General features: G+C 62.6%; 3 protein-coding genes. All 3 read left to right on the top strand.

Annotated features, from left to right (window positions below; translation table 11 throughout):
* On the top strand, positions 1-436 hold a 436-nt coding region (locus EOA49_RS31725; protein ID WP_127243587.1), incomplete at its 5' end, for a DUF2470 domain-containing protein.
* Positions 437-601: 165 nt separating this feature from the next.
* Entirely contained in the window at positions 602-940 is a 339-nt protein-coding gene (locus tag EOA49_RS31720) for a metalloregulator ArsR/SmtB family transcription factor (protein WP_066994170.1), read from the top strand.
* A gap of 56 nt (positions 941-996) precedes the next feature.
* The gene (locus EOA49_RS31715) at positions 997-1794 is read left to right on the top strand and encodes an RNA methyltransferase (RefSeq protein WP_067326385.1); all 798 of its coding nucleotides are present in this window, start codon (positions 997-999) and stop codon (positions 1792-1794) included.
* Positions 1795-1970: the final 176 nt, after the last annotated feature.

Here is a 1970-nt window from a genome sequence, read left to right as displayed (position 1 = left end):
CCGCGCCGAACGGCGCTATCTCAACCGCAATCCGAAGGCGAAACTCTATGCCGGGCTCGGCGACTTCTCGATATTCCGGCTCGAGCCTGAACGCGCCAGTCTCAATGGCGGCTTCGGCAAAGCCTATCTTCTGGATCGCGCCGACCTGATCGCCGGCGGCCCGATCGTCGAGGAGCTGGCGGCCAGCGAACAGTCGGCGCTGGACCACATGAATGCCGACCATCGCGATGCGCTTTGCATTTATGCGCGCCATTTCGGCCGGGCCGAAGGCGATGGCTGGATCGCTACGGGTTTCGATGCGGACGGCATGGATCTGGCTTCTCCGGATGCCACCTGCAGGGTCTTCTTCCCTCGGCCTCTCGGCACTGCCGGCGAGTTGCGGTCCGTGCTGGTCGAGATGGCAAAGGCCGGGCGCGCCGCAGGCCGGGCACAGTAGCGAAAGTTAATCGTCCCGGATCGAAAGCAACTCTTGAGATTTAGGTAAAATGATCTACCTTTTGTTGCAGCGCCGATTCAGCGGCGCTCCCTGACCTGAATATCGTGGAAATCAGCCGCCATTGCCCCCATGGCAGCTGGATGAGCCAGAAAACATGGGGGATCCATGATCTCAAGCAAGCTAGTCGCCAACGCCGAATCGGCTGCCGCGTTTCTGACGCTCATGGGCAATGAAAAGCGGCTGCTGATCGTCAGCTATCTGATCGAGGGCGAAATGTCCGTCGGCGCCATCGCCGAGAAAGTCCAGTTGAGCCAGTCCGCTCTGTCGCAGCATTTGGCCAAGCTGAGAGCGCTTGATATCGTCGAGACGCGTCGCGATCGCCAGATGATCTATTATTCCTGCAACTCCGACGCGGTGCGCGAGCTGCTTCGCACGCTGGAAGGCATTTTCGGCGACGGCGACCTGTCTCAGATGGCCTACAGGATGCGCCGCGCCGGGACTTGACCCGGGCTCTGCAAAGCCCCTTACCTTGCTGATGATCGTTCGCCGGCGAGATTTCTATGAACCTCATCCCTGTCGACGACCCGCGGGATCCGCGTGTCGCCGCCTATCTCGATATCCGCGAGCGCGATCTCGTCGGCCGACATGGGCGCTTCGTCGCCGAAGGCAAGGTGGTGCTGGATCTTCTGCTGTCGGCCGGACGCTTCGCGGCGGAATCGGCCCTCATTCTGGAGAACAGGCGGGCGGGCCTCGAAGGTGTCTTGCGCAAGGCGCCAGCCGACCTCCCGATCTATGTCGTAAACGGCGACGTCATGGACCGGATCGCCGGCTTTCACATGCATCGCGGCGTATTGGCGATTGGCGTTCGGGGCTCTCCTCAACCGGCCGAGGTGCTGCTCGAAACCTTGCCGGCAAGCGCGTTGGTCGTGGTTCTGGTCGGCATATCCAATCATGACAATATGGGCTCGATCTTCCGCAACGCCGCAGCCTTTGGCGCGGACGCCGTGCTTCTCGATCCCACCTGCTGTGATCCGCTTTACCGCAAGGCGATCCGCGTTTCGGTCGGCGCGGCGCTGAAGGTGCCCTTCGGCTCCTTCGACAATGCGATGAGCTTGGCCGCAACGCTTGACCGGATGGGTTTCGCCCAGTTCGCGCTCTCGCCGCGCGGCGAAACGGACATCCGCGCTGCGGAAAGAACGTCTCGGCTGGCCCTCTTTCTCGGCACGGAAGGCGAAGGCCTGCCCGAGACCCTGCTCAGTCGCCTGCGGACCGTACGGATCGGCATGGCGGAGGGATTCGACAGCCTGAACGTTGCAGCCGCATCGGCCATTGCCCTGCATCACTTCTCGAAACGATAGCGGCGCAGCGACCAAGACGCTCCGCTCGCCACGGCATTCGGATCAGTTGCTTGCGTTGGCCTTCTGCAAGGCCCTGACACGGTCCGCGAGGCTGATGCCGCGCTCGCCAATATCTTGCCGCTCGTCGCGAGGGGTCGCCAAGGCCTTGGCGATCGGCGAATCCGGCCCTTCCAGCC

Origin of the sequence: Mesorhizobium sp. M1A.F.Ca.IN.020.04.1.1 (genome assembly GCF_003997315.1) — a bacterium.
Taxonomy (GTDB): Bacteria; Pseudomonadota; Alphaproteobacteria; order Rhizobiales; family Rhizobiaceae; genus Mesorhizobium.
Note: the sequence above shows the minus strand (reverse complement) of the source record. Positions and strands in the feature narration are given on the sequence as shown.

What these genes read in the sequence shown, in the direction of transcription:
- EOA49_RS31715 (WP_067326385.1), top strand. Translation starts at nt 997, where the DNA reads ATGAACCTCATCCCTGTCGACGACCCGCGGGATCCGCGTGTCGCCGCC.
- EOA49_RS31720 (WP_066994170.1), top strand. Translation starts at nt 602, where the DNA reads ATGATCTCAAGCAAGCTAGTCGCCAACGCCGAATCGGCTGCCGCGTTT.